We start from the raw sequence: 18,403 nt of genomic DNA, 5'->3' as shown, positions 1-18,403 counted from the left end.
TCTGGGATTTTCCCCCTCGGGTGCAGCCAAGGAAGGAAGCCCGTGGTCTCTGCAACGCTCGGTCGCTGGCAGCGCGATACGCCCGGAATCCTAGTTGCCACTCTGTCGATCGCGCCGAGGCTATCGCGGTTACATTTGGGTGACAAGAGGGGGCTTGCGTCCTTGGTTGGAGTATGATCGTTATAGTATAACATAACTGGATATGGCACAAAAGGAATGACCCATCATGTCAGTCGAAGACAGCCGCTTGCCGGTCACCGTGCTCTCGGGATTTCTGGGGGCCGGAAAAACCACCTTGCTGAATTCCATCCTTAATAATCGCGAGGGCCGCCGCGTTGCGGTGATCGTTAATGATATGTCCGAGGTGAATATCGATGCCGATCTCGTCCGTTCTGGCGGGGCCGCGCTGAGCCATGCCGAGGAAAAACTGGTCGAGATGACCAATGGCTGCATCTGCTGCACCCTGCGCGACGACCTGCTGGCCGAGGTGCGCCGTCTGGCGGCCGAGAAGCGCTTCGATTATCTGCTGATCGAGGGCATGGGCATTGCCGAGCCGCTTCCGGTGGCCGCGACCTTCGAGTTCCGCGACGAGGACGGGCAGAGCCTCTCGGATGTCGCGCGACTCGATACGATGGTGACGGTGGTCGATACCGCGAACCTGCTCAATGATTATTCGAGCCATGATTTCATTGCCGATCGCGGCGAGAGCATGGGGGAGGGCGATGAGCGCCGGATCGTCGATCTGCTTGTTGACCAGATCGAGTTTGCCGATGTCGTGGTGCTCAACAAGGTCAGCGATGCAGGGCCTTCCAAGGTCGATGCGGCCCGCAAGATCGTCACATCGCTCAATCCCGATGCACAGATCATCGAGACCGACCATTCCAAGGTCGCGCCCGGGCGAATCCTCGATACCGGCCTCTTCGATTTCGACACCGCGCATGAGCATCCGCTCTGGGCCAAGGAGCTTTATGGTTTTGCCGATCATGTGCCGGAAACCGAGGAATATGGCGTGTCGTCCTTCGTCTATCGCGCGCGCCTGCCCTTCCATCCGCAGCGTATCCACGATGTGCTGAACGGGCCGCTGCGCGGGGTGATCCGCGCCAAGGGCCATTTCTGGCTGGCGACCCGTCCCGACTGGCTGGCGGAATTCTCTCTGGCAGGGGCGCTGTCGGCGGTGAAGCCGATGGGGATCTGGTGGGCCTCGGTGCCGCAGGAGCGCTGGCCCGACCATCCGTCGGCACGCAGCTATCTGGAGCAGCACTGGCAGGAACCCTATGGCGACCGGCGTCAGGAGCTGGTGTTTATCGGGGCGGGGCTGGACGAGGAGGGGATCACCCGCGCACTCGATAGCGCCCTGATCGATCCCGAAGAGATCCCGCCGCACAGCTGGGCGGATCTGCCCGATCCCTTCCCGCGCTGGCGTCAGCCTGAAGCGGCCTGAGCCCCCCGGATTTCCGCGCCGCCCCTGCCCGTGACGACGGGCGGTGCGGATCTGGAACGCCTCCGTCCCTTCCCGAGGCGGGGGCGTTCTGCTGGTGTCAGGGGTCAGATCGCGATGGCCAGAATGATCGCGCCGAGCGCCATCTCGAAGAACCGCCCCGCGATGCCGAGCCAGGGTCGGTCGGGCCTGCGGGCAAATCGGTTGCCCATATGGCCTGCCGCCAGCGCGATGGCCAGTGTCACGACGGCTGTGCCCACCCCCATCGCCAGAACCGCCCAGGCGCCCGTCCATGGGGCACCGATCAGCCATGCCAGCAGCATGACGAACAGCCCGCCCGTGCAGGGCCGGAACGCGACCGACCCGATCAGCAGAAGGGCCTGGGGCAGGCTTGCGCGGGCCGATTTTTCGGGATCGGGCGCATGGGCATGGCCGCACCCGCAGCCTTCGTGATGATGGTGGTGTTGGGTGCGGGGTTTGCGCAGGCTCCGCCAGAGCCCCAGAAGAGCGCGCGCCATCAGATAGGCCCCGAGCGCCCCGATCAGGATATTGCCGAGCTGCGTCACCGGCCCTTCGGCGAGTTCGGTCAGTGCCTGCCGCCCGAGCCCCAGAACCGAGGCGCCGATCACCACGATCCCGATGGCGCAGAGCGATTGCGCAAGGCTTGCGGTCAGCGTAATCCCCGCCACCCGCGCAAGCCGCGCCTTGGAGGCAAAGGCCCAGCTGCCCAGCACCATCTTGCCATGGCCGGGCCCTGCGGCATGGACCACACCGTAGAGGAAACTCAGCCAGATCAGGCTCGCGCGCGCCCCCGGATGATCGGCCTTGAGCGCGCGCATCGCCCGCGCCAATACGCTCTGGAAACTACGCTGTATGTCCAGAAGCGCGAAGTGCAGCCCCTGGAATACGCCCAACCCCCAAAGCGCCGCAAACCCCAGGATCACCGCACAGGCGGCCAGCATTACCCACCGCATGTAATCTCCACGGTCTGGGCGAAATACTGGCCGACATTGGGGAGCCCCGCCTGCTCGGGCGTCTGGTCGGCGGGCAGATTGGCGATGGCCGCGGCGGTCTTGGCCGAGACCTGGTGCGGCTTGGGCTGCACGATCTTGGCCTTGCAGTCGCTGCGGCCCTCGAAGGTGGGGGTCTTCGTTACCTCGTAATCGACGTAGAAATAGGGGTCATAATTCTGCAGGACGATCCCTTTGGACACATCGAGCGGGGTCTCCAGCTTGACCGTATGGATGGAGACCGCGCGCCCGTCATGCCATTCGGCGGCCCAATCGGTGGGGCCTTCCAGCGCCTGATCCTTGCCATCGGCATGGATGACCAGATCACCGCCGAAATCCGGTGGCCAATTGGCATCCCAGAGCCGGAAGGCCTCCAGCTCGTCGCCGGTGACATCACCATCGCCATTGGTGTCGTATTTGCCGTCTTCCACCATCAGCATGGTGAACATCTCGTCATAATCCCATGTCACCCGCACGGCCGTCAGGCGGCCCTGATCATCGAAGATCAGCTTGTGCGAGGCATCGACAAAGATATGCGGATGGGCCTCGGCCCATTGCGGCAGGGCTATCAGAAGGCCCAATGTGAGAAGGATCTTGCGCATGATCCCACCTAGCCGCGTGGATGGGGTTTTGGCAATGCCCGCCCGCTTGCGGGCGAACACAAAGCCGTATCCTCAGCCCAGATGGATCTCGCCCTTTGGATAGCGCAGCCGTGGCACCGAATGGGTGGCAAGGAAGAAGCCCAGTGTCAGCGGCCCGACGCGCCCGAGGAACATCACGGCAATGATCACTGCGCGCCCGAATTCGTTAAGATGGCTGGTATAGTCGCGCGAGAGCCCGACGGTGCCGAAGGCGCTCGAGACCTCGAAGGCCACATCGAGGAACCGCCCGTCATGGGTGATCAGGATCAGGAAGGTGGCCACGAACACCAGAACGGTGCTGATCGCGGTCAGCGCCATCACCTTCAGCACGGCCTCGAACCCGATCGAGCGGCCGAAGGCGTTGAGCTGGGTCTGGCGGCGGAAAAAGGCCACCGTGGCCAGCAGCATGACCACGAAGGTCGTCACCTTGATACCGCCTGCGGTCGAGGCCGGTCCCCCGCCGATCAGCATGAGCGAGATGAACATCAGCGAGGTGCTGTCATGCATGGCCGCGATATCGGTGGTGTTGAAGCCCGCCGTGCGGGTCGTTACCCCCTGGAACCAGCTGATCATCAGCTTGGCCCAGACGGTGTGGCCGCCCAGCGTGCCGGGATTGGTCCATTCGAGCGCGGCAAACATCACTACCGACCACGGGATCAGGATGGCCGTGCCCAGAAGCACGATCTTGGTCGAGAGGCTGAAGCGTTTCCAGCCCTTGCCCGAGCCCAGCTCGCGCAGCACCGTGTAGCCGATCCCGCCGATGATGAAGAGGGCAGGGATCACCAGATTGATGATCGGATCGGTCGCATAGCCGATCAGCCCGTTGGAAAAGGTCGAGAAGCCCGCATTGTTGAAGGCCGAGACGGAATGGAAGATCGCCTGCCAGACCCCGTCGCGCAGCCCGAGCCGTGGCACGAAGCTGAAGCAGAGGGCGACGGCACCGATCGCCTCGCAGATCAGCACGGCCTTAAGGATCACGCGCACCAGCTGCATCAGGCGGTGCATGGAGTTCTGGTTGAGGTCCTCGCGCAGATAGATCTGTCCGGTCAGTCCGATCGGCAGGCCCAAAGCCCCCAGCACCAGCACGGCAAAGGTCATCAGCCCGAGCCCGCCCAGCTGGATCAGGAAGGCCAGCACCATCTGCCCGAAGAGGCTCAGGCTGGTGCCGATATCGAAGACCACGAGCCCCGTCACTGTCACCGCCGAGGTGGCGGTGAAGAGCGCATCCGACCAGCTGATCTGGGCATGGCGCGAGATGGGCAGCATCAGCGCGCAGGCGCCCAGGAGGATCGCCGAGGCATAGAGCACGGCCAGCAGGAGCGGCGGTGGCATATGGGTCAGGCGACGCTGGCATTTGTGCCAGAGCATACGCGTCGAGGGTTTCACAACGCATCCCCGAAGCTGCGCAGATCGGGCCTGCGGCCCAGCACCAGAAGCTTGTCCTGGGGTGCAAGCTCCAGCCCCTCGGTCTCGCAGGGATGGAACTCGGTGCCCCGCATCAAGCCCAGAAGCCGCAGATCGTAATGTTCGAAATCCAGCGAGGAGAGCAGGCGCCCCTTCAGCCTCTCGGGCACGGCCATGGTCACCACGCTGAACCCGTTGCCGAGGTTGACGTAATCCTGCACCACGGGATTGTTCAGGCGCTGCGCCACATGGCGGCCCATTTCCTGCTCGGGCAAGATGATCCGGTCGGCGCCGAGCTTGGACAGGATGCGGTGATGGGTCTTGTTGATCGCCTTCACCCAGAGCTGGTCCACGCCCAGCACGCGCACATTCATCGTGGCCAGAATGCTCGACTCGATATCATGGCCGATGGCCACGAGTGCCACGTCATAGCGGTCGACGCCCGCCTCGCGCAGGGCCTGCTCGTCGGTGGCGTCCAGAATAACGGTAGAGGTCAGTGCATCGGCCAGTTTGGCCACGCGGGCCTCGTCCTGATCGATGCCCATGACGGTGTTGCCAAATCTCGCCAGTTCGCTTGCTACCGCAGAGCCGAACGCTCCGAGGCCGATAATCGCGAAGGTGCGGGTTTCTTTGGGCATGTTGGCTCCGTAGGCCGTTTCAGATGCGCCAGAGGTTGGCGCGGATTCGCGGAAAGTCAATCTGTTACGCGACTTGCCCGAAAGGCGGGCACTTCGCGCGCGCGATAAATGGACTTTGCTCCCGTTTGCAAATGGGTGTCGCTTATAAACAAGTCAGGTCGCTCAGGGATTTGACAGGGGCTGCGGGGCGGATTTGCCTTGGGATAGCCCGCATAGGTTGCGGCCACCGGAGGATTCCCATGCGCGACGACCCTTTATTGCAGCCTTTCACGCTCAAACATCTGACCCTGAAAAACCGGATCTTCATCAGTTCGCACGAGCCTGCCTATGCCGAGAACGGGATGCCGACCGAGCGCTACCGCGCCTATCACCTCGAACGCGCCCGCGCGGGGATCGCGATGACCATGACCGCGGGTTCGGCCAGCGTCGCCGCCGACAGCCCGCCCGCTTTCAACAATATCCTCGCCTATAAGGACGAGATCGTGGGCCATATGGGCAAGCTTGCGCAGGAATGTCATGACGAGGGCTGCGCGGTGATGATCCAGCTGACCCATCTGGGCCGCCGCACCCGCTGGGACCGTGGCGACTGGCTGCCCACCGTCGCCCCCGGCACCGTCCGCGAGCCTGCCCACCGCGCGATGCCCAAGCTGATCGAGGATTGGGACATCACCCGCATCATCGCCGATTATGCGGATGCCGCCGAGCGGATGAAACACGCAGGGCTCGACGGGATCGAGCTGGAGGCTTACGGCCATCTGATGGACCAGTTCTGGTCGCCGCAATGGAACGAGCTGGACGGCCCCTATGGCGCGCAGAGCCTTGAAAGCCGCATGAAATTCTCGATGGAGGTGCTGCAGGCGATCCGTGACCGCGTGGGGCCCGAATTCATCGTGGGGGTGCGCGGTGTGGTCGATGAGGACCTGCCGCAGGGGATCAATGCGGGCGAGGGCCACGAGATTGCCAAGCGCCTGACCGAAAGCGGGCTGATCGATTTCTTCAACGTTATCCGTGGCCATATCGACACCGATGCGGGGCTCACCGATGTGATCCCGATCCAGGGCTCGCGCTCGGCCCCGCATCTGGATCTTGCGGGCGAGGTGAAGGCGCAGGTCCGGCTGCCGGTGCTGCATGCCGCGCGCATCCCCGATCTGTCGACCGCGCGCCACGCCATTGCCTCGGGCAAGCTGGATATGGTCGGCATGACCCGCGCCCATATCGCCGATCCGTATCTGGTGGCCAAGTTGGTGGCGGGTCAGGAAGAGCGTATCCGGCCCTGTGTCGGCGCGAATTTCTGTATCGATCGCATCTATCAGGCGGGCGGGGCGCTATGTATGCACAATCCCTCCTCGGGCCGCGAGATCGAGCTGCCGCACCGGATCGATCCTGCCGAGGCACCCTTGCGGGTGACGGTTGTGGGGGCGGGGCCTGCGGGGCTTGAGGCCGCACGGGTCGCGGCGCTGCGTGGCCATAAGGTCACCGTTCTGGAGGCCGCCAACGAGGCGGGCGGCCAGATCCGGCTGACCGCACAGGATCCACGCCGCCGCGAGATGCTCGCGGTCACCGAATGGCGGATGAGCGAATGCGATACGCTGGGGGTCAGCTTCAAATTCAACTGTTTTGCCGAAGGCGAGGATGTGCTGGCGCAGGAGCCCGAAGTGGTCGTTGTGGCGACGGGCGGTCTGCCGCGCACAGATCTGGGCCAGCCCGGCGCGGATCTGGCGATCAGCGCATGGGATATCCTCTCTGGCGATGTGACGCCGGCCTCCGAGGTGCTGATCTTTGATGAGGCGGGCGATCATGCAGGGCTGATGGCGGCCGAGAGGATTACCGCGGCTGGTGGCAAGGTCGAACTGGTCTCGGCGGATCGGGCCTTGGCCCCCGAGGTGATGGCGATGAACCTCACCCCCTATATCCGCGCGCTGCAGGGGCGCGATTTCAGGACCACGCTGACATGGCGGCTGAAGGCGGCCACGCGCGAGGGCAACCGGATCAAGGTCACGCTGGGTTCGGATTACGGGCCGGAGGAGGAGGAACGTCTGGTCGATCAGCTGGTGGTGAATTCCGGCACGCTGCCGCTCGATGATCTCTATTTCGACCTCAAGGGGCAGTCCTCCAATCTGGGGCAGGTCGATTACGAGGCGTTGATCGCGGGCCGCCCGCAGACGCTTGCCCCCAATGCGGATGGAAGGTTCAAGCTGTTCCGCATCGGGGATGCGGTCTCGGCGCGCAACACCCATGCGGCGGTGCTGGACGGGATGCGCCTGATGCGGGCGATGTAAGGGCTCAGCCCTTGCGGGTGCCGGCCCTGTCGGCCTGCGGAGGCGTGCCGAACCGCGCGTGATAGCGGGTGGTGAAATGCGCCTGTGAGGAAAACCCCGTCATCTGGGCGATTTCGGCCAGAGGCTGGGCGCTGCGCTGCACCAGTGCGCGGGCCACATCGAGGCGCATCTGGCGGTAGATCTCCATCACCGGCGCACCGAGGGCCGCGTTGAACTGGCGTTGCAGCTGGCGCTCGGAGAGCCCCGCCAGCTGGGCCAGCTGCGCGGGGCTGAGCGGGTCGGCGATATGTGCCTCCATCAGTTCCAGCGCCGCCTCCACCATCGGTGGCAGAACCCCGTAACGGGCGCTGATCGACCCTTTCTGGGGTGTTTCGGAGGGGCGCACCTGCGCCTGGATGAACCAGTCGGAAATCTCGTGCGCGAAATGTGCCCCGTGATCACGCGCGATCAGCATATGGATCATGTCGAGCGGGGCCGATCCCCCTGCGCAGGTATAGCGGTCGCGGTCGATCACGAAGAGCCGGCGCTCCAGCAGGAGCGTCGGGTCGATCTCCTCGATATCGCTGTAATGATGCCAATGCACGGTGAAGCGCCGCCCCGACAGGAGCCCCGCCCGCGCCAGCAGCACCGCGCCCCCCGAGATCCCGCCCAGCTCGATCCCCGCCCGATCCGCGCGGCGTAGCCATGTGTCGATATCGGGGCGGCGCAACCGCATCGGGTCGCCCCCCGCCACCACAAAGACCAGATCGAATTCCATCCCCGCCTGCGCCAGAGGCACCGCATCGAACCGCCCGCCTAGTGACGAGGTCGCGACATGGCCTTCGGGCGTCAGCAGGGTGATCTCGTAGAGTGTGCGTCCCGCGAAACTATTGGCGGCGCGCAGCGGATCGAGCGCGGCGGCCGTCGACAGCATCGCGTATCCGTCGATCAGCAGGAAACCGATACGTCTGATCATGATGGCCCTATAATGAAAAGAAATGTCTTTATAATGAAAGTAACAGCGTTTGGCGGGCGCTACTATCCCCCTCGTTCCAGTGGCAATGCAGGCCGATCAAGTGCCTGTATAAGTAAGGAGATTGCCCGATGACCCATGCCGACACCCAAGACCGTCACGCAGCCGAGATGGCCCGTGAGACCCGTATCGGGACAACCACCCTGTCGGAACGCTCCGATATGGCGCTGGTCTCGCTTGGTGTGAAGCGGGGCGCGCAGGTGCCGGTGCCCATGGGGGTCTCCCTGCCTGGGCCGGGCAACTGGCATGGCGGGCGCGGGCTTGGCGCGTTCTGGACGGGGCCGGGCCAATGGATGCTCGAGGCCGAGAACGTCTCCGAAGCCGACATGACCCGTAATCTGCGGCACGGGATGCCGGGCCTGTCGATCAGCGCGCAGGGGGCGAGCCGGGTCATGCTTGAGCTGGTGGCCTGCGATGCCAGCACGATCGAGGATCTGGTAATTCGCCTGACCGATCTCGATGTGGCAAGCTTCGCGCCCGGATCGGCCCGCTCGGCCCGTATTGGCGGAGCCGAGATCTTTGCCATTCGCCGTAGTTTCAACCGGCTGGCGCTTCTGGTGCCGCGTCATGACAGCGGGCATATCTGGCAGGTGGTGAACCGCGCGATGGTGGCGCGTGCTGCCGCTCCCCGTTGTGTCGCGAACGCGCTGGAACCGGCTCTGTAACGGGACGGTCCAGCAGGCTGGCTACCTGCCGGACCGTGACATCAGGCTCTGGCGCGAGTGCGCCAGAAGGGTTTGGTCTGCGTGCTATAATAGCCGCTGTAGTAGAATTCCTGACGGTTTTTCGGGTCGATCCGGTTCAGGATCACCCCTCCCAGCTTGCGCCCCGATGTATGTAGCGCCCCGATGCCGTCGCGGACCTGCTGTTTTGTGGTCATGTTCCAGTTGACCACAAACAGCGCGCGGTCGCAGCCTTGCAAGATGATGCGTGTGTCGGGCACGCAAAGCACGGGGGGCGTGTCGATGATGATGTAATCATACTGCTCGCGCGCCTCGTCCAGCAGTGCCAGAAAGGCATTCGACGCGAAGATATCCGCCGGATTGCCGGGGGGCTTCGCCCCTACCAGCACATCGATCCCGCTATAGGGATCAGCACAAACGGCGCCTTGCAAGGATGTCTCGCCGGTCAGAGCGCCCAACAGGGTCTGTGGGCATTTGAGCCCCAGATACTCCATGAAGACCCTGCGGCGCAGATCGCCCTCGATCACCAGCACGCGTTTGCCAAGGCTCGCCATCTGCCGCGCCAGCCCCAGAGAAAGCGTTGTTTTGCCCTCCTGCGGATTGGCGGAGGTAATCGCGATAATCTTCTGACCCAGCAGCAGCTGGTCGAGCACGATATTGGTGCGCAGCGCGCGCAGTGCCTCGGCGGCGGGGCTGTCGGGATGGTCATGGAGATAGGCAAGCCCGCTCTGGCCACGGCGCTGGGGCAGGCGCGGCAGCTGTCCAATCACCTTCTGGCCGGTCAGATCCTGCAGATCCTGCGCCGAGCGCACGGTCTGGCGCAGCGCCTGCCACAAGAGCAGTAGGGTCAGGCCAACCGCGGCTCCCGCCATCGCACTCATCGACAGGACAAGGGGCGCGCGGGGCAGATAGGGCATGGAGGGCACGACCGCCGGTGCCAGAAGACGGCTATCGGCCAGTTGCCGCCCCTCGCGCGCGATGGTGTCTTTCAGCCGAGTCAGAAAATGCCCATAGACCAAGAGATCGGTCTCGTTCTGTTGTTCCAGCAGTTTCTGGCGGGTTGCGGATTCGGTCTCGTCACGCAGCCCCGCCTCGAGATCGCGATATTGCCGCTCGAGATTGCGCAACGTGGCGGCATCGATCGAGACCTGCGCGGCACGGCTCTCATGCGCGGCCTCGGAGGCGGTGGCGGGGAGGGTCTCGAGCGCCTTGCGCGAGGCGTCGAGGGCCGCGCGCGCCTGCGTCAGATCACCGTCAAGTTTTTGTAACCGGCGGGTCTGGACCAGCGTGCGCGTGGTTTCCGCATTGGTGGTGTCGAGTTTCGACAATTCGGCATTCGAAGTTTCGATCTGGTGCTGCAGGTCGCTCACCCGTTGGCCCAGCCAGCGGATCGCCTCATCGCTTTCCGCCCGCTTGCGGGTGATCTGCTCGCGGATGTAATTCTGGGCAAGCTGATCGGCGATACGGGTGGATTTCTCCGCTTCGCTGGTGACCGCGCTCAGTTCGAACACCAGACTGGGGGCCAGATTTCGGATCGAGATAGAATTCGCGAGCAGCGAGATCGCGGTTTCACGCGCCTCTGTCGCGCCTTTTTCCCGATCGGTTTTCTCGAGCGGGATCAGGGATTTGATCCGCGCGGACGCACTTTCAGGGCGTAACGCGGGATTGAATTCCGGGTCTTCGACCAGCCGCAGATCATCGACCACGGTGCCCAGAAGAGGGCGGCCGCGCAGGATTTCGACCTCGGTCCGGCGGATGGTCTCGTCGATGGGCTGCATGCGTTCGGTAACCGGATTGGGGTCGGTGAACTGTTCTGTTCGTGGGTCGAGCAGGATGCTGGCGGTCGCTTTGTAAAGCGGCCTAGCCATCGTGCTCAGCCAGAGCTGCGCGAGACCCAACGCGACCAGCGTGGCCGCAAGGATCAGCCATCGCCCGCCCCAAACCATCCGCAGCAGGGCAATGATCTGCCCGTCCTCGACTATGGCCGTCTCCTGAACGGCGCTAAGCGTCAGATGTGGCTGGGTGGTGCGGAAATTCGGTTGCACGCTCATAGCAGGTCTCCCCCATCATGAACAGGGCGCGATGCGCGGATAAAAGCCAAGCAATCCATCAACAAAATATCTACCATTCAAGCCCCGTAAAACGTCGTCAGATGCGGGTTGACCATAAGTTAGTCTTAGGAATGGCGGGGCTCAGTTAATTCGTGCTTAATGCCGTTAGGGTAAATGACTCGCATTCGATCTATCTGTCACGAGTCCCATGTCCCGTTCCTTTCTCTATATCCATGTTCCTAAATGCGGCGGCACCAGTTTCGGTGCGGCCCTGCGCCTTGCCTATTGGCCCTCGCAGGCCACGATCGATATCGACAGGACAAGACGTCTGGCTCAGGCGCTCGCGCCAGAGGCAACGGGAACGGAGCTGATTCTGGCTGATTATGCGCAGCGCCGCGTGGAACTGGCGCAGATGCTCGACCGGCGGGTGCGCTGTATTTCGGCCCATGTCCGGTTTAGCGACACGGTGCTCTCGACGCTCGATCCGGCGCGGGCCTGCGTGACCTTGCTGCGCGATCCGGTGGCGCGGTTCCTGTCGCATTATGCCTATGTCCAGCGCCACCACCCCGATCCATCGCGTGCCGGAACGCTCGATGCCTTTCTCGGGACGGAGGCGGCCCAGCGTTTCGGCTCGCAATATCTGTTCTATTTTGCCGAGACCTATCAACATCATAGTGCCGATGTCGCGGGTGACACGCAGCGCGCCTGTCGCGCGTTGGAGCGGTTCTCGCTGGTGGGGTTTCTGGAGGAGGGGGCCGCTTTCCGCCGCGCGCTGCAGCGTCTGGCGGGCCGTCCTCTTGTGCCACTCTCACGCAACCGCCGCCCCGATCCTGCACCGGAGCTGCCTGCCGCGTTGCGGGCACGGGTCGAGGCGGTTTGCGCGCCCGATCTGGACATCTATCACCATATCCGTTCCGCCGCGACCGCCGGCTTCTATCAGGGCGGGGTCTGAGCCATGTCGAAGGGCCTCTGGTCACTGGTTCTGCAAATGTCGCGTCTGGGCGGAAACGTGGTGTTTTTCCTTGCTATGGCGCGACTTTTGCCGGTGGCGGATCTCGGGGCCTTCGCAACGGGACTTGCGCTTTTCCGCTGGATGCAGGTTGTCCATAAGGGGGGGATTGCCGATGCGGTCGTCCTGACTGCACCCGGCGATATGCGCCGCATGGACGCGCTCTTCTGGCTCGCGCAACTGATGACACTGGGCATCTGTCTGCTGGCGCTGGGGCTGATGGTGCTTGCGGCGTGGGGGATCGGGGCGCTGGAGGGAATGGGACCGGTGATCGCCACGTTGATGCTGGTGCCACTGTTCCAGGGGCTGAGTGCCGTGCAGGAGGCGCAATTGCGGCAGGCTTTGCGGCTAAAGGCGCTCGCCTGCCGCACGGCCTTCGTGCAGCTGGTCTCGGCGCTGGGGGGATTTGCGCTCTATGCGCTGGGGGCCGGGCTGTGGTCGCTCGTGGGGTTTGCGGTGCTCAACGCGGCGCTCTCGGCCGTCCTGTCATGGCGGATGGCCCGCTGGTGGCCGCAGGCAGGACCGGATCGCGGGGCCATCCGCGCGATCGCGCCCGAGGTTTTTGCCATCGCGGGGCGCGGGCTGGTGGCGGGGGCCGCGTTGCCCTTGCTCCAACTGGCGCTGGGGCTCGTCTATGGCGGGGCCGTGGCGGGGGGCTTCCAGATCGCGCAGCGGATCTTCCAGCTTCTGGACGCCGTCACCCTTGCGCCGATCCGGTTTCTGGTGCTGCCGATGCTCTGGCGGGCCAAAGGGCAGGGCCCTGCGCTGGTCCGGCGGGTGATCGGGGCGGCGGCGTCCCTGTCCGCTCCGTTCTATGTGATGGCGGCGCTCTGGGCCCAGCCTGTGCTGGTCTGGCTTCTGGGGCGTCCGGCGGGAGAGATTGCGGCGCCGATGGTGCAGATCATGGCCGCTCTGGGGCCGGTGGCAAGCCTCGTGCTGGCGCTCGATCAGGCGCTTGTCGCGCAGAAATCGGCTGGACGGGCGCTCTGGCGGGCCTGTCTGACGCTGGCATTTACCGTGGTCTTCGTGGCGCTGGCCCTGCCGGTCTCGGCCTATGCCGGCATTGGCAGCTATGTTCTGGCCGCTTATCTTGCGCTGGCGGTCACGCTGGGGCGAAGCCTGCGGCTGATCGGCGTCAGGCCGCAGGATGTGGCGCGGGCTTTGGCGCTACCCTATATACTATCGGCGGGGCTCGGGGTCTGCCTGTGGCGTCTGGGCACGCTCGTGGCGGAGTGGCCGCTGCTGTGGCAGCTCATGGGGCAGGGGGCGCTGATGCTTGTGGCCTGCCTGCCGTTCTGGGCGGTGGTGCTCCGGCGCTCGCGCGGGCGGTCTATGCCGCCACACGCTTGACAAGAAGATCCGCCAGCGCCGCGCCCGAGGCTTCCCATGTGAACCGGCAGGCGCGGTTATGGCCCTCCATCACCATGGCATCGCGTGCTTTGGCGGACAGCCGGAGGAATCTCGTGATCGTCTGCGCGATCGCCCCGCTATCTTCGGGATTGAAGTAAAGCGGTGCATGTTCGAGCACTTCGGGCATGGCGGTGGTGTTGGATGACAGCACCGGCGTGCCGAAGCGCATCGCCTCCAGAGGCGGTATCCCGAATCCCTCGCGCAGCGGCGGCCAGATGAAGGCCCGCGCGCCTGCATAAAGCGCGGCGAGCGTCGCGTCATCGATCCGTCCCAGAAAACGGACATGTTCCGGCGGGCAAAGACCTTTCGGCCCCGTATCTGTTGCAAGCCCCGCAGCACTGGCCCCCGCTACGACCAGCGGCACCGGATGACCGGCCTCGGCCATCGCCGCGATCAGTCGCGCGAGATTCTTGTTGGGCGAGAGATTGCCCACCGCCAGAAAGAAGCCGTTTTTCACCAGTCCCATCTCCTGCAGCACCCTTGCGGTATTTTCGGGCGGTGGAAGGTGGTCGGAGCCGTTGGGGATTACGCGGAACCTGAGTTCGGGCTGTGCCAGAACCTCGGCCAGCTCGCTTGCCGAGAACTGGCTGACGGTGCCCAGATCGCGCGCGCGCCGTGCCAGACAGGGCCGGACCGTTTTATGGAAGGTGCGGTAGCGGCGCGAGAAGGCTTCGGGGAGTTTCCAGACATTGGCATCATGGATCACCAGAAGCTGCTCGGCATGGCTGAGCGGACCCGAGCCCGTCAGGTTGAGCAGATAGGCTCCCTTGCAGGCGCGTGGTAGGGTGATCTGTTCCCATAGATGCCCCGCGAACGGCCATGGGCTGCTTAGGGGCATGAGCCGGATATGACGCCAGTCAGGGCGGATCTGCAGCCGCGCGCCTGCCGGATAATAGGCGGTAACAGGTCCGATGGCCTCGGCCAGCGCGCCCTGTCCGAGTTTCTGGTCCAATGCGCTCAGCAGATTGAACGCATAGCGCTGCACGCCAGATTGGGCCTGGGTCAGGAAGCGGGCATTGACCGCACAGCGGTTCGGCAGATGTGTCATTGAATGACCCCTTTTGCCAGATGGGCCGCAGCGCGGCGCTGGTGGCGGGCCTGACGGGCCTGCCATGCCAGCACGCTCTGGCGGGTGCTCTCGCGCCCCAGCCGGTCGAGCGCCCAGTTCGATAGATCGGTCTCTTGCGCGCCTTGCGCGAGACGCGCCAGATGCGCGGGCCCGTCCAGCAGCGCATCGATCATGCCGATCATTGCGGGCAGGTCATCGGGTGGGGCGATCAGCCCGTTCACCCCATCGGTGAGGACCTCGCGAAGTGCGGGCAGATCGGTCGAGACCACCGGACACCCCCCCGCCAGCGATTGCACGATCACCCGTGGCAGCCCTTCATTGGTCGAGCAGAGGATACTCAGATCGGCGCGCGCGATCAGCGCCTCCGGATCGGGGCGATGGCCCAACATCAACACATGATCCCCGAGCCCCATCCGCGCGATCTGCGCGCGGATCGCGGCCTCTTCGGGACCTTTGCCGGCGAAACACAGGCGCAGATCGGGGTGGCGGGCCAGAAGCGGCGGGAGCGCCTCGAGAAAGGCGGCATGGCGCTTGCGGGGCTCGAAGGCCGCCAGCATCACGATCATCGGCCCGTCAGAGGGCAGATCCGGCGCCGGACCTGCCGTGGTGAAACGTGCCAGATCCATCCCCGAATGGATGGTTGTAACCTCGCGGGCAATACCCGCCTGCAGATAGGCGCGGCCGGTCGCATCTGAGACGGCGAGGAAGCGGTCGCTGAAGCGTGCCGCTATATGTTCGAGCCCGAGAAACAGCCCGCGTTTCGGCCATGACGATGTCTGGAAGGACACGATATGCAGCCCGCGCAGCACCGCCATATGCGGGCAGGCGGGGGCGGCCAGTGCCCCTAGCACGCCCGCCTTGCTCTGATGGGTATGCAGCACATCCGGATCGAGTTTGCGCAGCAGCCCGCGCAGCGCGAGGACCGCCCGCAGATCGGCCAGCGGGGCCACCGGATGGACCATATCGGGCAGCGTATGGAAGGCCATCAGATGCCCGTATTCGGCTGCCCAGCCCCGATCGGGATCGGGGCCGTGGATGATATGGACCTCGTGCCCGTGTTGGGCCTGCCACAGGGCAGTCGACAGGGTGTTCTCTTCCGAACCCGCGCGAAGCAGGCGTGTCAGGATATGGGCAATTCGCATTATCTGGCTCTTTGCAGTGGCGTGATCGCGGGGCGACCAGCGTTCTGCTGGCTCAGGTGGCAGGCGCGTCCCAGAAAGGCGGTCAGCGCAAGACCCGTAACGAAATTTACATTGGTGAAATACTGGACATGGGTAGAGAGCATAAAGCCCGCCGCGAGATGGGCATAAAGTGTGGCCGCCGTCAGCCCGAAATGCCCGCGATGGAACGCGATGGCCGTTGCAATGGCGAAGACCGCCAGCAGCACCAGCGCACCGGCGATGCCGAAATCGACATAGGGCGTGGTCAGCATCGACCATTCGCCACCGCCGCGCACCAACTCGATCCGTTCCAGCCGTTCCGGTATCAGGCCATCAACCGCATCGCGGCTCTGGGTCAGGATCAGCAGGAAATGGAAGCTGAAATATCCCAGCATGTGGTCGAACTCTTGCGTGAACGGCAGCAGAGAATTGAGGAAGTCATTCGAGATATAGAAGACCAGCTTCTGCAGGCCGATCTCGAGGGCGGAATGATTGTCGATCGTAGGATTTGTCACAGCCTCGCGCAGCACCCATGTCGTCAGGAATAGCGTGGCCCCCAGGATCAGCTGTGGCAGCGCCACGATGCGCTGATGGACCATGCACAGCCCGAAATAGGAGGCCAGCATGAGGTGCAAAAGCAGGATACGCTGTGACATCACGATCGGCAGAAGGGCCAGCGCCACCAAATCCGATATCAGCACGAGGATCAGGATCCGGCGCGCGAAGGGCGACATCGTCCCGAATTTCCGGCCAGCGGCCAGCATGACACAGGCCATGGCTCCGATGGCCGGCAGGGCACCGTAAAACAACCGCATCCCGCTGAACAGTTTGTTCTCCAGCATCTGGTCGCGCAGGCTGCTGGCATCGCTCTGGGCGCTCTCGATCAGCGCGCCGATTCCGCCCATCTGCACCGCACTGCTGAGCACCCAGACCAGCGTGATCCCGAGACAGACGAGATTGGCACGGAAGATCCGCCGTGCCATACGCTCGAAATCGGTCAGGGCGCGGGTGTCGGGCAGGTCCCTGGCGCGCAGGAGCGTCAGAGCGTTGAGCGCCACAAAGAAAAGAAGTGCCGCGGCGATCCATGCAAGCCCCATCAGGGTGATCGCCTCTGCACCCAGTTCCTCGCGCGAGAGGAAATAGAGTGCGAGCGAGAAACTGTCGGGATAGAGAAAGGGCAGCACGCCGATCCCGAGCGTCAGAACCCAGGCAAGTCCCAACAGCGAGATCGGCGAGAGCAGCCAGAGTTTCGGTCTCATGGGTGGGGGCCGTGCAGAGAGGGATCGTGCATGCAAGAGAGCTGCGCCAGCGGATCCTCCGCGCCATTGGCGGCAGGCATTCCGCTCCGTTGATCCGCCATCCGCCCGTTCTCCACCTGACGGTGGATCCCCGGAAGCACCGAGAGCAGCCGGTCGGTCAGGCGGGACCAGTCCTCGATCTCGGGATCACCCGCCACACGGCGCAGCCCAGCCACGCGTTCGGTCGCCAGGCGGATGCTGTCGGGATCATGGGCATCATAGCCTGCGCCATGCAGCGCGATGCCGCCAAAGACGCGATGCGGCCCGAGGATCGGTAGCCCGAAATACCGGTAAAGCAGCATACGGTTGCTGTGATGGGCCTGATATTCCGCGCCTGCCTTGTCCTGATAGAGCGCCAACCCGATATCGGCAAAGCGGATATAGGCGGCGGAGACCTCGTAAGGCACCTCGCCATGCAGGATCAGGTTCGCCGGCAGATCGGCGGGCACATCCGCGATGCGTCCCAGAATATGGAAGCGCCAGTCGGGGCGGGCCTCGGCCATGATCCGCGCCGTCGCCAGATCGATCTGGGTCGTGCCCGCACAGACCGCCTGTTTGCCGAATTTGCCCAGAAACGGATTGATCATCGGCGCTTCGAGCACGGCGCGTGGCACGCCGATCGGGTCGATCTCGGTTTGGGGATGCTCGTCGAAACGCGCCGCGATCTGCGGCCCCGCAATACTGATGCGGTCGAACAGATGCGCCTGTGCCATTTCGGCGCGGCGCACGATCTGCGGCAGGCCGAGCGCCTTCACATCATCGCTGATGCGGTAGATGAACTTGGCATGGGGCGCGGCCGATTTGGCGATATCGGCCAGCAGCACCGGAGGGCCGCTTTCGATGATGACCAGATCGGCCTGCGCCAGCAGCGCGGGCAGCCGTCGGGCCCAAAAGTGCCGGAATAGCGTCATCAACGGCGCGGCCAGCGTGTCGAGCTTGCGGTTGCGCAGGCTGAACGGGTGGATCGGTGCATAGCCGAAATAGGCGTCGAAACTAGGAGTGATCCGGCGGTAGCCCTCGGGCACCGGCCCGTCCACCTGCATCAGGCGGCGGTCCTTGCGCCATTTCGAGATCCAGCTATAGCCCACGCTGACCATGGTCACATGACCGCCGCGTTTCTGCACATCCTCGCAGAACCACTGCATCGAGGCCTTACGCTTCTGGAGCGGCAGATGGCCCGTGATCAGCACCACTCTGAGCCCGCGCGCATGCACATGGCGCAGGGTCTTGGCGGTTTTGGCGAGTTTGGGAGAGAAGGCGTTCATAATGTGTCTCTTGGCGCAAGGGGCTGGGGAGGGGCG

At 64.2% G+C, this 18,403-nt stretch carries 15 protein-coding genes; 5 read left to right on the top strand and 10 right to left on the bottom strand.

All coding sequences use genetic code 11. The features are described 5' to 3' along the window. Positions 1-226: 226 nt before the first annotated feature. On the top strand, positions 227-1,441 hold the full coding sequence (locus tag VSX56_RS13925; RefSeq protein WP_350937955.1) for a GTP-binding protein: 1,215 nt from the start codon (positions 227-229) through the stop codon (positions 1,439-1,441). Positions 1,442-1,545: 104 nt separating this feature from the next. Here the strand turns inward: VSX56_RS13925 and VSX56_RS13920 are convergent, their stop codons facing one another. The 4 genes from VSX56_RS13920 to VSX56_RS13905 all read right to left on the bottom strand — a co-directional run bounded on the left by VSX56_RS13920 (position 1,546) and on the right by VSX56_RS13905 (position 5,131). Further along, positions 1,546-2,412: a nickel/cobalt transporter gene (locus VSX56_RS13920; protein WP_350937953.1), complete on the bottom strand. Its 867-nt coding sequence runs from the start codon at positions 2,410-2,412 to the stop codon at positions 1,546-1,548. Next, entirely contained in the window at positions 2,400-3,050 is a 651-nt protein-coding gene (locus tag VSX56_RS13915; protein WP_350937950.1) for a DUF1007 family protein, read from the bottom strand. Before VSX56_RS13915 ends, VSX56_RS13920 begins: the two co-directional genes overlap by 13 nt. Before the next feature lie 72 nt (positions 3,051-3,122). Beyond that, on the bottom strand, positions 3,123-4,421 hold the full coding sequence (locus tag VSX56_RS13910; RefSeq protein WP_339115618.1) for a TrkH family potassium uptake protein: 1,299 nt from the start codon (positions 4,419-4,421) through the stop codon (positions 3,123-3,125). Positions 4,422-4,471: 50 nt separating this feature from the next. Further along, complete coding sequence (locus VSX56_RS13905; protein ID WP_339115298.1) at positions 4,472-5,131, bottom strand: potassium channel family protein; 660 nt, start codon at positions 5,129-5,131, stop codon at positions 4,472-4,474. Between the two features lie 239 nt (positions 5,132-5,370). On the opposite strand from VSX56_RS13905, the gene VSX56_RS13900 reads away from it, so the two are divergent. After that, entirely contained in the window at positions 5,371-7,410 is a 2,040-nt protein-coding gene (locus VSX56_RS13900; protein WP_350937948.1) for an oxidoreductase, read from the top strand. Between the two features lie 4 nt (positions 7,411-7,414). Here VSX56_RS13900 and VSX56_RS13895 read toward each other — a convergent pair whose 3' ends face one another. Then, the gene (locus VSX56_RS13895; protein ID WP_339115296.1) at positions 7,415-8,365 is read right to left on the bottom strand and encodes a GlxA family transcriptional regulator; all 951 of its coding nucleotides are present in this window, start codon (positions 8,363-8,365) and stop codon (positions 7,415-7,417) included. A gap of 128 nt (positions 8,366-8,493) precedes the next feature. Here VSX56_RS13895 and VSX56_RS13890 point away from each other — a divergent pair, with 128 nt between their 5' ends. After that, the gene (locus VSX56_RS13890) at positions 8,494-9,087 is read left to right on the top strand and encodes a sarcosine oxidase subunit gamma (protein WP_350937945.1); all 594 of its coding nucleotides are present in this window, start codon (positions 8,494-8,496) and stop codon (positions 9,085-9,087) included. A gap of 41 nt (positions 9,088-9,128) precedes the next feature. Here the strand turns inward: VSX56_RS13890 and VSX56_RS13885 are convergent, their stop codons facing one another. Then, positions 9,129-11,156: a polysaccharide biosynthesis tyrosine autokinase gene (locus VSX56_RS13885; RefSeq protein ID WP_350937943.1), complete on the bottom strand. Its 2,028-nt coding sequence runs from the start codon at positions 11,154-11,156 to the stop codon at positions 9,129-9,131. A gap of 208 nt (positions 11,157-11,364) precedes the next feature. Between VSX56_RS13885 and VSX56_RS13880 the strand changes: the two genes are divergently transcribed. Next, positions 11,365-12,108: a sulfotransferase family 2 domain-containing protein gene (locus VSX56_RS13880; protein ID WP_339115293.1), complete on the top strand. Its 744-nt coding sequence runs from the start codon at positions 11,365-11,367 to the stop codon at positions 12,106-12,108. A gap of 3 nt (positions 12,109-12,111) precedes the next feature. Then, positions 12,112-13,515 carry an oligosaccharide flippase family protein gene (locus tag VSX56_RS13875; protein WP_350937940.1) on the top strand — a complete coding sequence of 468 codons (1,404 nt, stop codon included), beginning with the start codon at positions 12,112-12,114 and terminating at the stop codon, positions 13,513-13,515. Here the strand turns inward: VSX56_RS13875 and VSX56_RS13870 are convergent. The 4 genes from VSX56_RS13870 to VSX56_RS13855 are packed head-to-tail and all read right to left on the bottom strand — an operon-like array spanning position 13,496 to position 18,367. Then, positions 13,496-14,623, bottom strand: coding sequence for a glycosyltransferase family 4 protein (locus VSX56_RS13870; RefSeq protein ID WP_350937937.1), 1,128 nt, complete (start codon positions 14,621-14,623; stop codon positions 13,496-13,498). The two genes, VSX56_RS13875 and VSX56_RS13870, sit on opposite strands and share 20 nt — an antisense overlap. Then, positions 14,620-15,786: a glycosyltransferase gene (locus VSX56_RS13865; protein ID WP_350937935.1), complete on the bottom strand. Its 1,167-nt coding sequence runs from the start codon at positions 15,784-15,786 to the stop codon at positions 14,620-14,622. The genes VSX56_RS13870 and VSX56_RS13865 overlap by 4 nt, the downstream gene beginning before the upstream one ends. Continuing rightward, entirely contained in the window at positions 15,786-17,063 is a 1,278-nt protein-coding gene (locus VSX56_RS13860; protein WP_350937933.1) for a hypothetical protein, read from the bottom strand. Before VSX56_RS13860 ends, VSX56_RS13865 begins: the two co-directional genes overlap by 1 nt. After that, positions 17,060-18,367, bottom strand: a complete 1,308-nt coding sequence (locus VSX56_RS13855) for a GumK N-terminal domain-containing glycosyltransferase (protein ID WP_339115288.1) — start codon at positions 18,365-18,367, stop codon at positions 17,060-17,062. Before VSX56_RS13855 ends, VSX56_RS13860 begins: the two co-directional genes overlap by 4 nt. Between the last annotated feature and the right edge of the window lie 36 nt (positions 18,368-18,403).

It is taken from the genome of Thioclava kandeliae (assembly GCF_040297545.1).
GTDB classification, from domain to species: Bacteria; Pseudomonadota; Alphaproteobacteria; order Rhodobacterales; family Rhodobacteraceae; genus Thioclava; species Thioclava kandeliae.
Note: the sequence above shows the minus strand (reverse complement) of the source record. Positions and strands in the feature narration are given on the sequence as shown.